Below are 13,576 nucleotides of genomic sequence, written 5' to 3'. Positions count from 1 at the left end.
TTGAACTCGCGGCCTCCTGCGTGACAGGCAGGCGCTCTAACCAACTGAGCTACTACCCCAAAAAGTTGGGAAAGCACGGACAGTAGAAATGGAATTGCTCATGTCAAGCGGTGTTTCTGTAAAATAATTTATTTTTTTGGATGGATCTTTTTCTATGGGATTGCTGGGCATATTGAGGCGCCTCTAGCGGAGATCTGTTTGTTTGAGGCAGGGGGCTATTTATATCTGTCTAGTTCGAAATGAAATTCATGCTTTATATGTGAGCGATCATTTATAGTCTGCGGAAATGAAATCTGGTGAGCCTCGTTGGGATTTTTTTACAAATCATGCGCATGTGATTTTTTATCTGTCAGTGCATCCTGATCAGCCTCTGCGAAAGGTTGCGTTGGCGATCGGGATTACCGAGCGAGCAGTGCAACGTATTGTGGCCGAGTTGGAGGAGGCGGGCTATTTGCAGCGTACTAAGACGGGACGGCAAAATCGTTATGAGATCGATGGGAGTGTGGCTTTACGTCATTCCACGCAGGCCCATCGCCCAGTACAGGAACTGTTGGACTGGGCGCAATCGGAGCAAGAATTATACGATGACCCTGCAGAGGAGTTTAAAGCTTTGGAGAATTGGAGTGTTGGAGAACATGGTTCTGAGGTATCACGATAACATATCAATCCATCCTGATATCTTGATGTAATGCTTGCAATTTTGCTCGAGGTTCCATTAGTTGGCCGCAATTATGAGCAAAAATTTCATCTTTTCCTCCGAGTCGGTCGGCGAAGGCCATCCCGATAAAGTAGCTGATTATATCTCCGATAGCGTATTGGATGCGTGTTTGGAGCAGGACCCGAAGAGCCGCGTGGCCTGTGAAACCTTGGTCAAGAGTAATTGTGTGGTGCTCGCTGGTGAGATTTCGACCAATGCAGTGTTGAACTACGAGGCGATTGTCCGCCAGGCGATTCGCGATATCGGCTATGTAAATGACGATGATGTCTTTCATGCGGATAAGGTATTTATCTCTAATATTCTGACTGCGCAGTCTTCGGACATCGCGCAGGGCGTTGATGCGGCCAAGGCGGAAGGTAAGGAAACAGCTGAGCAAGGTGCCGGCGATCAGGGCATTATGTTTGGATATGCGTGCAAGCAAACTCAGGAGTTGATGCCTGCGCCAGTTATGTATGCACATCGTTTGTTGCGTGAGATCGCGCGTCAGCGCAAGGAGGTGAAGGTCGACTGGTTGCGCCCTGATGTGAAAAGTCAAGTGGCCCTGGAGTATGTCGATGGTCAACCGGTCGCGATTAAGAATGTTGTGATTTCGACCCAGCACGCCGCTGATGTGAAACATGCTCAGATCAAGGAGTTTTGTATTGAGGAAGTGATTCGTAAGGTGTTGCCTGCGGATTTATTAACAGATCAAACGGAGTATTTAATTAATCCAACCGGTAATTTCGTGATCGGTGGCCCACAGGGGGATGCTGGTTTGACGGGACGTAAAATCATTGTGGATACCTATGGTGGTTGGGCACGTCACGGAGGCGGCGCGTTCTCGGGCAAGGATCCTTCAAAAGTCGATCGTTCTGCTGCGTATTTCACTCGTTGGGTGGCTAAGAATGTTGTCGCTGCCGGCTTGGCCGAAGTCTGTGAACTGGAAGTTGCGTATGCGATTGGATATCCGTATCCGACCAGTATTCACGTAGATACTTTTGGTACTGGTGTGGTTGAGGATGCAAAGATTGCGGCGGCTGCTCAAAAGGTCTTTAGTTTTAAACCTGCGGATATTGTGAGCCAACTTGATTTGCTGCGTCCAATCTACCGTGAATCCACCCACTACGGTCACTTTGCGAAGGAAAACCTACCATGGGAATCCACTGCGAAAGCCGAAGAACTGAAGGCAGCGCTATAGAGTAGAGGCGGACGTCAATTGGGGAGGTGATGGCAGAGTAGGACATTTTGCTAGCCCTGTGCTATCGCCTTCGCACTACCTTCGTGCCCTTTACGGGCAATAAAAACATATTATTAACTTATTTAAATACACTATGAGCATAGACACACAGACCAAGACCGGCATCGATTATAAGGTGAAGGACATTAATCTCGCGGACTTTGGACGCAAGGAAGTTGAGATTGCACAATTTGAGATGCCAGGCTTGATGGCTACACGCGAGAAGTATGCGAAAGAGCAGCCTTTAAAGGGAGTTCGCGTGATGGGCTCCTTGCACATGACGATTCAAACTGCGGTTTTGATTGAAACATTACAGGCGCTGGGGGCGGATGTGCGTTGGTGTTCGTGCAATATTTATTCCACGCAAGACCATGCGGCTGCCTATGTTGCTAAAAACCTTGGAGTGCCTGTTTTTGCATGGAAGGGCGAAACTCTTGAGGAATACTGGTGGTGTACGGAGCAGGCCTTGACATGGCCTGATGGTTCGGGGCCACAATTGATTGTGGACGATGGCGGCGACGCGACCTTGCTGATTCATAAGGGCTACGAGCTTGAAGATGGAAGTGACTGGGTGGATTCTGATTCGGAGAGCTTGGAGGAGGAAGTGATTAAGCGCTTGCTCAAGAAAGTGCATGCCGAGAAGCCTGCTCACTGGCATAGTGTGGTTCAGGACTGGAAAGGAGTTTCTGAAGAAACCACTACAGGAGTTCACCGTCTTTATGAAATGCATAACGCAGGCAAGCTATTGGTGCCCGCGATTAACGTGAATGATTCTGTGACTAAGTCGAAGTTCGACAATCTATACGGCTGTCGTGAATCGCTACTGGATGGTATCAAGCGGGCGACTGACGTGATGATTTCCGGAAAGGTTGGAGTGGTCTGTGGTTACGGTGATGTGGGCAAAGGCTGTGCGGCTGCACTTAAGGGTATGGGCGCTCAAGTTGTTGTAACTGAAGTGGATCCGATTTGCGCACTGCAAGCTGCTATGGAAGGCTACCGTGTGTTGACTGTTGAGGATACGCTGGGGTGGGGCGATATTTATGTCACCACTACAGGTAACTACGGTATCATTACGGCCGACCATATGTCTAAAATGAAGGATCAGGCGATCGTTTGTAATATCGGTCACTTTGACAATGAAATCGGTGTGGATGCACTAAATGATATGCCCGGGGTGGATATTGAGTCGATTAAGCCAGACAATGAAGGTGCGGTCGATAAATATACTTTTGAAGACGGTCGGAGTATATACTTATTGGCGAAAGGACGTCTGGTGAATCTCGGCTGTGCAACTGGACATCCGTCTTTTGTGATGTCCAACAGCTTCACCAATCAGGCGCTGGCGCAGATTGAGCTTTGGAAGCAGGTCGAGAAATATACACCGGGTGTGTATATCTTGCCCAAGCACATCGACGAAGAGGTGGCGCGTTTACACCTGGATAAGATCGGCTGTAAATTAACCAAGCTCACTGACAAGCAGGCTAAGTATATTGGTGTGAAGCCAGAGGGCCCATATAAGCCTGAGCACTATCGCTACTAGGCCTGCAGAAAGGTCTCCTTGTAGTATTTACCACGCTCCCGTTTATTCGGGAGCGTTTTTTTTGCCTGCGTGTATCTGAGGTTTCACGTTCCCTTTTAATTTACCCTCTATCTCGAGACATGAGTGTCCCCCCTACTGTCAAGCAGGCGTCTGAATGGATTTCGCTTTGCTGCGGATTGGTTCACGCGTGTCTGTGGACTGAGAGAGATGGCTAAAGGATTGCATTGCCGAATGGGTTGCCAATGCTTTTGATTTACATTTATGGTTGATACTGCAGCTACTCCAAAGATTGAAACGCGTGGCCTGATTAAGGAATACGGGAAGCGTCGCGTTGTGAATAATGTCGATATTCATGTCGATGCTGGCGAGATTGTCGGCTTATTGGGACCGAACGGTGCGGGGAAGACCACGACGTTCTATATGGTGGTTGGCTTGGTGCCGGCCACCGCGGGAAGCGTTTTCTTAAATGATGATGAATTGACTCATTTGCCTATGTATCGGCGTGCACGTTGCGGAATTGGTTATTTGCCGCAAGAGGCTTCGATCTTTCGTAAGATGACCGTCGAGCAGAATATTCGTGCAGTAGCGGAGACCATGCCCTTTAACAAGGCACAGCGGAAGGCCTGTATTGAAAAGCACCTCGATGAGCTAGGGTTGACTCCCTTAGCCTCGCAGAAGGCCTATACATTGAGTGGCGGGGAGCGCCGACGCTTGGAAATTTCCCGGGCCCTCGTGACCAACCCTAAATTTCTTTTGATGGATGAGCCTTTTAGCGGGGTGGACCCGATCAGTGTCAGCGAAGTGCAGAAAATTATTGTTCAACTTAAGGAGCGTGGGATCGGTGTCTTGATTACTGATCATAATGTGCGGGAAACACTCGCCATTGTGGATCGTGCCTATCTATTGCATGCTGGATCTATTCTCAGTGAAGGCAGTAGTGAATTCTTGATCAATGATCCGAAAAGTCGTGAGTTTTATCTCGGCGAGGATTTTAATATGTAACCAAGGCTTTATAATGTGCGCTGTACAACGTAATAATACCAAGTTCGTCGAAGCTGTTTCAGTTCGTGATTTTTATGAATCCTTCAAGGAGCCGCTGGAGATGGAGTTGGTTGCCGGTGAGTCGGGCTTGGATAATACCATCCGTGAGCGCAGCTTAAATCGTCCCGCTCTAGCGATGGTCGGTTTCTTTAAGGCATTTGCAGCTAAACGAATACAACTTTTGGGGGCTGGGGAAATGGCCTATATCCGGGAAAAAAGTCAAGCCGAGCAGACCTCGATCATGACTGAAATCCTGAAACGTAAGGTGCCTTGCCTGATTATTTCGCGTAATTTGGCGCCAACTAAGCACCTTTGTAAATTAGCCGATAAATATAATACGCCGATCATTCGCTCACCACTTAAGTCGAAAACTTTTACGACAGAAGCGACGCTTTTGCTGGAGGATAAGTTTGCGCCTCGTACGCACATGCACGGCACATTGCTTGACATTCAGGGGATCGGCACGCTGATTTGCGGTGAGAGCGGTGTGGGCAAGAGTGAGTGCGCGTTGGCACTCATCGAGCGTGGGCATAGTCTGGTTGCCGATGATTTGACATATATTAAACGAGTCAGCGAGCGTGAGCTGTTAGGCACCTCATCTGAGTTGAGCCGTGGCTATATGGAGTGTCGTGGCCTGGGAATTATTAATGTAGCCGAGCTTTTTGGTGTACGCTCGGTGCGAGTAGAAAAACGTATCGATTTAATGATCAATTTCCATAATTGGACGCGCGGCATGCACGAGGAGCGCACTGGGCTGGAAGAACAACACATGGAAATTTTAGGCCTCAAGGTGCCGCTGATGGAGATTCCTGTGCGCCCTGGACGTGACATGGCACGTTTAGTTGAAGTGGCTGCTATGGTTCAGGCACTTATGAAAATCGGTCATGATTCCGCAGCTGAATTTAATGATCGCTTAATCGCACATATGACGAAGTAGGGGCTGTTTTCGACAGCCGTTGGTCAAAAAATATTACTGTGCCAATTCATTTTTTTTAATTGGCTATCGTTAATAAGAATAGCTTTAGTGCTTTGTGATAGATTCCCGAAATGCCACTTTTTCAGTGGTTAACAAAACTGTCACGGACATGTGACATTCGTTGCGAAAAAACTGAAATAGTTATTCGGGAATAGAGTGTGAATAACTTGTGTAGAACTTGGCCTTGCGTTGTGCATTTTGCTGTCGATTCTTTGTTTTATCGCCGTGACATGACTTTTATTTGACGGCTGATTTTCAACGACTTACAACTTTTTTACTCTGCCTTTTTCTATTATAACAAACACGTAACTTACTTATTACCAAAGACTAGCTCGGTTCCATGTTTTAGCCGTTAAAGTCTTCTTCGGGTTACCTCAGCGCTTTTTTCTATTCTTCTTTTCAGTTTTCTCAGTCTCGCGTATCTATGTGACTCGCACATTACCTAGCACTGTGAATAATTAACGATTTCTTCTACTTTTAAACGTCTATGTCCACCACTCAAACCGCAGCCTCACTCTGGCAAAGCACCAATAAAGAACTTAAGAATCTCTTTCCCGCAGATGTATACGAAATGTGGTTTAGTGAGCTGGTGTGCACCGTTGAGACTGATTCCAAAATCGTGCTGACGACGAACTCTGAGTTTAATGCCATTTGGATTGAGAATAACTTCCTGGATATCATCATCCAGCAGGCACGTAGCTTCGCTGGGAGTGCCGTGGAGGTGAAAATTGAAGTCGAGAAACCTAAGGAGGCTGAGGAAGCGAATCAGGCAGATTCAAAGAACCGCCTATCAGCTTCAGGGCGGCAGTCCCCGGATTTGCGTCATGATCGTCCGGTCACTCAGGCAGCGCCCACACACCGTACGCTGATCAATCCGAGTAATACTTTTGAAAACTATGTGGTTGGTTCGGGCTGTCAGCTCGCGCACGCTGCATCGATTGCGGTCGCAAATGCGCCAGGGCGTGCCTATAATCCTCTGTTTGTCTTTGGTGAGACCGGGTTAGGCAAAACTCACTTGATGCATGCGGTGGCTCACCAGATGTTGGCAAATAATCCCAATGCGCGAATCGCCTACGTTTCGACTGAAAAGTTCACCAATGAGTTCATTCATGCGATTCGTGAGAATAAGCTAACCAAATTTCGTCAGTATTATCGTAATGTGGATGCACTATTGGTGGATGATATCCACTTTCTCTCGGGGAAAGAGAGTACTCAGGAAGAGTTCTTCCATACATTTAATGATCTGTTTGAATCGGGGCGTCAGATTTTTTTGGCAAGTGACCGGCCGGCAAATGAAATCGAGCGTTTGGAAAATCGTTTGATTTCCCGATTCCAGTGGGGATTGGTGACCGACATTCAGGCTCCTGATTTCGAAACTCGCGTTGCAATTCTAAGGAATAAGGCTGCAGCGATGAAAATTGAACTTGATGACGAGATTATGGATTTTCTCGCCGAGCGCGTCTCTCGTAATGTGCGTCGTATGGAAGGGGCGCTTACGCGCATTGCTGGCTACGATAATTTAATTGATCGCAAATTGGATTTGAATGCGGTTGAGCGTCTTCTTAGCGACCTCTTGCATGAAGAAGCAGCGAGTAAGGTGACTGTTGATCAGATTCAGAAGAAGGTGTCGGATTACTATAAAATCCGTTTTAGTGAGTTGATCGGTCGTCGTCGCACCAGCGCCATTGTTTTTCCCCGCCAAGTGGCGATGTATATTTCCCGCACTTTGACCAGTGACCCGCTTAAGTCGATCGGGGATGCCTTTGGTGGCCGTGATCATGGCACTGTGATTCACGCCTGCAAGCAGGTGGAGAATATGATGGAGCAAGATGGCAGCGTTAAACGTGGAGTGGATTATTTGATTAAACAACTCTCCAAGGAACGCAGTTAGGGTTTTTTGGGCGCGGAGACCGTGGAGGTGTAGGAGGCGGCTAAGGGCCTGTTTCCCGCAAGCGGCCTTCACTAGCAAAAATTGTAGTCGTTTTTGGGCACTTTTGAGAAACGCTCGCACGCCCGCAGGGCTTTGGAGGGCACGGTATCGAAGACTATTTTGGTTCCGAGATTTGAGTGATCGGCACAATTTCGGGCTCTTCGCTTAATTCCATTTCTTGAGCGCTGCGATTGGACTCAGATTGTTTGATAAAGTACTCTTGGGCGCTCAGCTGGCTACCTCCCTTTTTGCGTGAGGGTTTATAGTAGGAGCCATTGGAACGTAGCAGTCGTGCATTGCGAGTGTCCTTGAGGTAAGTTTCGAGTAGGTCCAGGACGCGCTTGCGGTGCTCGGGATCTTCAATGGGGAAGATCGCTTCGATGCGACGGTAGAAATTGCGTGGCATCCAGTCTGCACTGCCTGCTAAGATATGGGCTTGAGTCCCTCCACTGTTTTCAAAGTAGAAGATGCGGCTGTGCTCGAGATAGCGCCCCAAGATGCTGCGTACACGGATATTGTCGCTGACCCCCTTGATATTGGGCACCAAGTTACAAATACCGCGAACGATGAGGTCGATTTTGACACCCGCTTGTGAGGCGCGGTACAGATTGTCGATCGTTTCCTGGTCGACCAGACTGTTTGTTTGTACGATGATGCGGGCTGGTTTGCCTGCCTTGGCATTACGTGTTTCTGTACGAATATGTTTCTGCATATTGCTGTGCAGAGTGAAGGGGGCCACCAGGAGTTTTTTAAAACTCGGCGTGAGGGAAAAGCCTGTTAGTGTGTTAAAAAGACCCGCGACCTCACTGGTGATATCTTCTCTACAGGTGAAAAAACTGAGATCTGTATATAGCCGGGCAGTCTTAGGATTATAGTTCCCGGTGCCGAGGTGAACATAGCGTCGTAGTGCTGTGCCTTCGCGGCGAACGACCATACAGGTCTTACAGTGTGTCTTTAGGCCGACGAGTCCATATACCACGTGTACCCCCACGTCTTCTAATTGACGCGCCCACTGAATATTATTGGCCTCATCAAAGCGGGCTTTGATTTCGACTAGTACGGTGACTTGTTTGCCGCGCCGAGAGGCTTCCATGAGTGCCTCAATGATGGGTGAATCCCCAGAGGTGCGATACAGTGTTTGCTTAATGGCAAACACTTGCGGGTCGCGGGCAGCTTGATTTAGGAAGTCGATGAAGGGCTGAAAGCTGTCGTAGGGATGGTGCAGTAGCACATCTTTAGTCGCAATTTGATCAAAGATACGCTCTGGGTTTTCCAGCTCCTTGGGTACATAGGGAGTATGATGCGGAAATTTTAAGTCGGGCCGATCAATTAAATCGTAGGCGCTCATGAGTCGGAAGAAGTTGAGCGGGCCTTCGATGGTATACACATTTTCAGGTTGTAATTTAATCGCCTCTAAGAACTCTTGCATCAGGGCAGGATCCGCGCCCTTGGCAATTTCCAGTCGAACTGCAGCTCCCTTGTGCATGTTCATGAGTTCTTCTTCGATTTTACGTAAGAGGTTCTCAACCTCTTCTTCATCGATGTAGAGGTCGCTGTTTCGTGTGATGCGGAAGGGCACGGACGAGGTGACCCGATAGCCGGGGAAGAGACGCTTAATAAATCGCTGTACAATATCGCTTAGAAATACATATACCTCGGGTTTGCCGCGACGCGACGCGCCAACTTTAATGATGCGTGGTAACACACGCGGGATTGGGATGATTGCCATCATTCGCTCAATGATACGTGTTTCTGGATCATCTATAGATGCGAGTATGTAGAGCGCCTTGTTCGTGAGCTGTGGAAAGGGATGAGCTGGGTCTATGGCCAGTGGCGTCAGCACCGGAAAAATCTGTTCTTCGAAGTAGGTCTCCACCCATTTTTTCTCGTTACGGGTGAGTTCGTCGATACTGGTAAATAAAATATCCGCTTTTTTGAGCCCCGGGACGATTTGCTGCTCCCAACAGGCATACTGGTCGGCAATTAAGCGCTTACAGATGCTTTGTATGCGGCGTAATTGCTCTTTGGGGCCCAGGCCATCAGGCCCTCGTTCAATGGCACCAGATTTGACCTGTTGCAGCAAGCCGGCGACGCGGATCTCGAAAAATTCATCAAGGTTTGAACTGACAAACCCCAGAAATTTCATGCGCTCCAGTAAAGGATATTCCGTGGACTCGGCTTGTTCTAGCACGCGCCGGTTGAAGGCCAACCAGCTAAGTTCACGGTTAAAATATGGAAAGCGAGGAGGGGTGTGTGTCGTATTAGCAGTGCTCATGTATCTATGGATATACTTTAGATGGGGCAATTCAGCCTTTTAGGCAAGTCAGAGCCCATGACAGTGGCCATTTTTAACATAGATTGTAGATCTGGCTTTGAGGCGAGACCCTAATTGAATTGAAGAATAAACCTCAAGAAGGTTGCATTCATTCGAAAAATGCCTGACCATAACGATGCAACTTATTATATACTATGAAACTATTACACATTATCTCACTCCTTATCGCTGCACTCTTCTTCACAGGTTGCGCGTCGCAAGAAAACGCAACGTCTACCGGAGAGGCCGCGCCAGCGACTGGTTCTGGTGCAGCCAGTGACGATAGCGTCGGCCAAAAGACTGCCTACGAAGGCTCGACTGGTTCGGGACTTCTTATGGAACGTTACAAGTCTGGCAATATTGAAGGCTATCGCGATTAATTGAGTCGAGCGCCACTAACTTTCAACGCCGTTCTCATCTGAGGCCGGCGTTTTTTTTGTGAAATTTGCTTGAACGCTCATTTCCAGCTTTCGCTTGATTCGTCAGGCTGCTAGCTATGGCGCTATGGAAAAACTTGCTCCGTCCTCACGTCGCCAATTTCTTAAGCTGTCCGGCCTTGCTGGTGCAGCGTCTTTACTCACCGCTCATGGTGCAACGGCGACTTCAGCGCCTACAAGTGCCGCCTGTTGCGGGCAGGCGAAGAATGTGATTTTTCTCGTGGCGGATGGTTTGGGCCATGGTACGGTTGCTTTAGCCCATCATTGGAAATTGCATAATGAGCAACAGCCTCTGAATTGGATTCAGTTGCTAGAGCGGGAGGGCTTACGACGTGCGTATCAGGATACGGCTTCGGCTAGTTCACCTGTTACTGATTCTTCTGCTGCCGCGAGTGCCTGGGGCTGCGGTCATCGCATTAACAACGGTGCGCTCAATATGACGCCAGATGGCGTGATGCGTAAACCTATCCTTAGTTATGCAAAGCAGGCGGGAAAGGCCACTGGTTTGGTGACTACCTGTCGTGTTACGCATGCCACTCCTGCGGGGTTTGCTGCGAATGCAGAATCACGCAATCTGGAGGATGTGATTGCTCAGCAGTATTTTGAGCGGGAAGTGGATGTTATTTTAGGCGGTGGCGCACGACACTTTAAACAAAAGCAAGAAGATGGCGGTGTGCTTGATTACATACCTCGCTTTATTGATAAGGGATATACTTTTGTGCAGGATTCGAAGCAGCTTTCTGCAGCCGCTCAAGGCAGTGGACCTTTAATTGGCCTTTTTGCACAGAGTCACATTCCTTATCGTATCGATCGTGCCAATGAGGCGATGCATCAGCAGGTGCCGGGCTTGGAGGAGATGTTTCGCGCAGCATTGTTGCGGCTGGATCAAGCAAAAGATGGCTTCGTGTTACAAGTGGAAGGTGGTCGCGTTGATCACGCGGGTCATGGCAATGATACGGCGGCGATTTTGCATGAGTTTCTTGAGTTCGATGCCTGTCTACCTATTGCCTTGGAATATGTGGAGCAGCACCCGGAGACCTTATTGGTCATTACGACTGATCATGGCACGGGAGGTTGCCAACTCAATGGGGCTGGTCCTAGCTATAGTGACAGCGGCCCCGCCTTGGAGCGGGTGAATCAGTTCAAGCATAGTTTCGAATGGTTGCACAGCCGCTTCATGCAAACGAAGCAGTTTGATGCGCAAGCCATTCAATTGGCATTTGGTATCGAAGCGACTGCCGAGCAAGGCGCTATGGTTCAGGCTGCGATTGACGCGGAGGTGAAGTATCTTAGCGGTGTGTTAATCGAAGCATTTGGAGAGCAAATTCGTGATTTGACTGCGGTCGGTTGGACTTCTGGTAATCACACTGCGGAGTGTGTGGAGCTCTATGCGCTGGGGCCAGGATCGGAGTCCATACCTGGTTTTGTGCACAACAATGAAATGTTTGGAATCATGACAGCAGCTTTAGGCATTCAAGTATAGTTCGCTGGCGCGGCACCAAAGAGTTTGTCCACTTGGGATCGTTTGGGTAAGGCGCTGCGGGCACCGATCTGCAGGCATGTGAGCGCAGCGGTGGCGCAGGAGCGACGTAGGTTTGCGCGCAGTTGCATGCCTTGTGCGAGTCCGAGTGCAAAGGCACCGTGAAAGGCGTCGCCGGCGCCGGTGGTATCCACGGCTTCAATATCAAATGCTGGCATGTGATGTTGACCAGCTTCATCAAGCCAGTACACACCTTTGTCACCCCATGTGACTGCGATGATTGGAGCTGACCCGTCCAGTGCTGCAAGAGCAGTTCTTGGCTCTGACTCGCCGCTGAACTGGCGTGCAAATTTTTCGGAGGTAATTAAGTAATCGACTTGGTTATAGAGTCGTTGTGTGCCGTCATTGATCGAGCCTGCGTCCAGCACCGTGGGAATGCCGAGCTGACGAGCCTCGTTGACGAGGCTTAAGGAGAGTTGAGGCTGATGTCCATCTACCAGTAAGACGCGTGGAGGCCCAGATTTTAAAGTTATGAGATCCGGCGGGACAATTGTAGCCGGTGCTCGATAATCAATGATGGAGCGATCGCCATTCGGCTTAATGGTGACGGCGGCCACTGGTGTGGGGGCTTCTCCGCGTAACAGACCTACGGTAGCGACTCCAGCCTGTGTCAGTTCGTATAGATGTGCCTGGCCATAGGCATCCTGTCCTAAATACCCGGAAAATGCGCTGCGACCACCAAGTCGAGCGATGGTGATTGCGGCATTGGATGCAGGGCCGCCACCGCAGCTATGCATTGAAAGTGCTCTTACTTTTTCGTCTGCACCGGGGTGGTGCGGTGCATTGAAGTTAATGTCTATGCAGGCATAGCCCACACAGAGTACATCGATTTCTGGAGGAGACACAGTCATAACGATAGTTGAATATAGAGTGCATAGGCATAGATCACTAATAACCCGACACTGACCAGTTTAGGTAATCCGCGTAGGAGTACCACACAGAGGAGGTGTACCAGAGTCACTGCGGATATAAAGAGTAGCCCATTTTGAAAAAAGGCAGGCAGTGGCATCGGTTTAAAAATTGCGAAGAGACCGATACAAAGTGGAATACATATGTGTCCATCACCCACCTGAGAGCTGTAGACCACATCGCCGCGTTGTTTCCAAGCGTAATAGAAAGCGAGCACTGCGTTCGGCAATACCATGAGCCAACCTGTGAGTAAGCCTAGCTGCTGACCGCTGAAGAATCCATCCTGTTCTTCCATAATGGCACTGACTATGCCATCCACCGCGAGTAGGGTGGCAAAACTACCAAGAAGAATAAGTAAAACATCCAACACAATCATTGGCTGCCAACTGCTGTTTTTACGGGTATTTTCCTTGAGCACTTCGAAGATATGGAAGCATTGCCAGAAGACAAAAAGCCCGACCAGTGCCAGACCATCGAAGCGGTCGATTGCGCCGTCTTGGCCCAAAACCCATACTGTCAGGCTAAAGAAAATCATCGCCAACAGTGTCAGTGCCAGTGAGAGCCGGTGGATTTTTGATGCGCGTTGTGCTTTGGAGGTGCGTGAGTGAGCGTTTAAGTCGATGCCCCAAATGAGTGCAGGCAAGGCCAGTAGAAGACAAAGATTGGTCAGATTATTGGTCCATGAATTGATCGCCACCTCTGAGGCTGGTCCGTCTTGTTGTAGTACTACCCAGATGAAAATTAAATTTCCCAGACCCGAAAAGTAGGGCATGAAAAGTGTGCCCAATACCGTACCTTCAACGCCGCGATTGGACATTAATTCCAAGCGCCAAATTATGAGTAACGAGCTTAATAAAAAGAGCGCAACGAGTACCAGGGGCGTCCATGCGCCAGCGAAATCTGCTATTTGTGTCTGTAAATTTTCCAAGCAGATAAGCTGTGTGTTGGATGCGCG

The 13,576-nt window shown here is 49.0% G+C and carries 11 protein-coding genes; 8 read left to right on the top strand and 3 right to left on the bottom strand.

The genetic code is table 11. The features are described from left to right. Window positions 1-286: 286 nt before the first annotated feature. The 6 genes from QEH59_RS15865 (at window position 287) to dnaA (ending at window position 7,382) form a co-directional block, all read left to right on the top strand. Window positions 287-658, top strand: a complete 372-nt coding sequence (locus QEH59_RS15865; RefSeq protein ID WP_308986363.1) for a helix-turn-helix transcriptional regulator — start codon at window positions 287-289, stop codon at window positions 656-658. A 73-nt stretch (window positions 659-731) separates the two neighbouring features. Further along, window positions 732-1,895, top strand: a complete 1,164-nt coding sequence (gene metK / locus QEH59_RS15860) for a methionine adenosyltransferase (RefSeq protein WP_308986362.1) — start codon at window positions 732-734, stop codon at window positions 1,893-1,895. A 133-nt stretch (window positions 1,896-2,028) separates the two neighbouring features. Beyond that, window positions 2,029-3,474, top strand: coding sequence for an adenosylhomocysteinase (gene ahcY, locus QEH59_RS15855; protein WP_308986361.1), 1,446 nt, complete (start codon window positions 2,029-2,031; stop codon window positions 3,472-3,474). Window positions 3,475-3,735: 261 nt separating this feature from the next. Then, a complete protein-coding gene (gene lptB / locus QEH59_RS15850) occupies window positions 3,736-4,476 on the top strand; it encodes an LPS export ABC transporter ATP-binding protein (protein ID WP_308986360.1) in 741 nt (246 codons plus the stop codon). 13 nt (window positions 4,477-4,489) lie between these two features. Further along, window positions 4,490-5,452 carry an HPr(Ser) kinase/phosphatase gene (gene hprK, locus QEH59_RS15845; RefSeq protein WP_308986359.1) on the top strand — a complete coding sequence of 321 codons (963 nt, stop codon included), beginning with the start codon at window positions 4,490-4,492 and terminating at the stop codon, window positions 5,450-5,452. Between the two features lie 526 nt (window positions 5,453-5,978). Beyond that, window positions 5,979-7,382 (top strand): chromosomal replication initiator protein DnaA, encoded by a 1,404-nt coding sequence (gene dnaA, locus QEH59_RS15840; RefSeq protein WP_308986358.1) that lies wholly within the window; start codon window positions 5,979-5,981, stop codon window positions 7,380-7,382. A 154-nt stretch (window positions 7,383-7,536) separates the two neighbouring features. Here dnaA and ppk1 read toward each other — a convergent pair whose 3' ends face one another. Continuing rightward, window positions 7,537-9,696, bottom strand: a complete 2,160-nt coding sequence (gene ppk1, locus QEH59_RS15835; protein WP_308986357.1) for a polyphosphate kinase 1 — start codon at window positions 9,694-9,696, stop codon at window positions 7,537-7,539. 194 nt (window positions 9,697-9,890) lie between these two features. Between ppk1 and QEH59_RS15830 the strand changes: the two genes are divergently transcribed. Both QEH59_RS15830 and QEH59_RS15825 read left to right on the top strand, forming a co-directional pair. Then, window positions 9,891-10,115, top strand: coding sequence for a hypothetical protein (locus QEH59_RS15830; protein WP_308986356.1), 225 nt, complete (start codon window positions 9,891-9,893; stop codon window positions 10,113-10,115). 124 nt (window positions 10,116-10,239) lie between these two features. Next, a complete protein-coding gene (locus QEH59_RS15825) occupies window positions 10,240-11,655 on the top strand; it encodes an alkaline phosphatase (RefSeq protein ID WP_308986355.1) in 1,416 nt (471 codons plus the stop codon). Here QEH59_RS15825 and QEH59_RS15820 read toward each other — a convergent pair. Both QEH59_RS15820 and QEH59_RS15815 read right to left on the bottom strand, forming a co-directional pair. Beyond that, window positions 11,646-12,563: a PfkB family carbohydrate kinase gene (locus QEH59_RS15820; RefSeq protein WP_308986354.1), complete on the bottom strand. Its 918-nt coding sequence runs from the start codon at window positions 12,561-12,563 to the stop codon at window positions 11,646-11,648. The two genes, QEH59_RS15825 and QEH59_RS15820, sit on opposite strands and share 10 nt — an antisense overlap. Further along, window positions 12,560-13,549 carry a sodium:calcium symporter gene (locus QEH59_RS15815; RefSeq protein WP_308986353.1) on the bottom strand — a complete coding sequence of 330 codons (990 nt, stop codon included), beginning with the start codon at window positions 13,547-13,549 and terminating at the stop codon, window positions 12,560-12,562. Before QEH59_RS15815 ends, QEH59_RS15820 begins: the two co-directional genes overlap by 4 nt. Window positions 13,550-13,576: the final 27 nt, after the last annotated feature.

Origin of the sequence: Thalassobacterium sedimentorum, from assembly GCF_031127905.1 — a bacterium.
Taxonomy (GTDB): domain Bacteria; phylum Verrucomicrobiota; class Verrucomicrobiia; order Opitutales; family Coraliomargaritaceae; genus Thalassobacterium; species Thalassobacterium sedimentorum.
This window is presented reverse-complemented; position numbering and strand designations above follow the sequence as displayed.